Source organism: Corallococcus sp. AB049A, from assembly GCF_003668885.1.
Classification (GTDB): Bacteria; Myxococcota; Myxococcia; order Myxococcales; family Myxococcaceae; genus Corallococcus; species Corallococcus interemptor.
On sequence record NZ_RAWL01001107.1, the window covers coordinates 1 to 446 of the forward strand.

Here is a 446-nt window from a genome sequence, read left to right on the forward strand (position 1 = left end):
CATGGTCGCGGTCGAGCAGGATCAACATGCCGGCTCGGACCACACGACGGTTGACCGCTGTGTGGTCCGTGGCTTTTTCTAGAGTTGGCGGCTTCGTTCAATCGATTCGCGGCACGGTGCGGCTTGTACGTGCGCGCAGCGCTGCTAGTGCCGATTCGGCGGCCTTTTTCATCGTGGTGAGCTTGCCCCGCGAAAAAGGCATCGCCGTCAGCTTCGTTGCCGTGCGGTGTCGTGCAGAAAATGCCGTTATCAGAACCTATAAGTTGCAGCGATTTGACCGTAGCGGCCGATGCCCGAGTACAGCGACGGATCATAGGCGCCGCGGTACGTGTACATCCATACCGGGTCAAACGGCGGGGTGCGGTTGAACAGGTTATTGATGCCCGCATACAGCGTCCAGTTCTTGATGCCGGTGTAAGACACAAACAGATTGAACTGGCTATAGG

The 446-nt window shown here is 57.8% G+C and carries 1 protein-coding gene; it reads right to left on the bottom strand.

Translation table 11 applies throughout. The annotated features are described in order from the left end of the window. Positions 1-249 precede the first annotated feature (249 nt). On the bottom strand, positions 250-446 hold a 197-nt coding region (locus tag D7X55_RS41060), incomplete at its 5' end, for a TonB-dependent receptor (protein ID WP_121725757.1).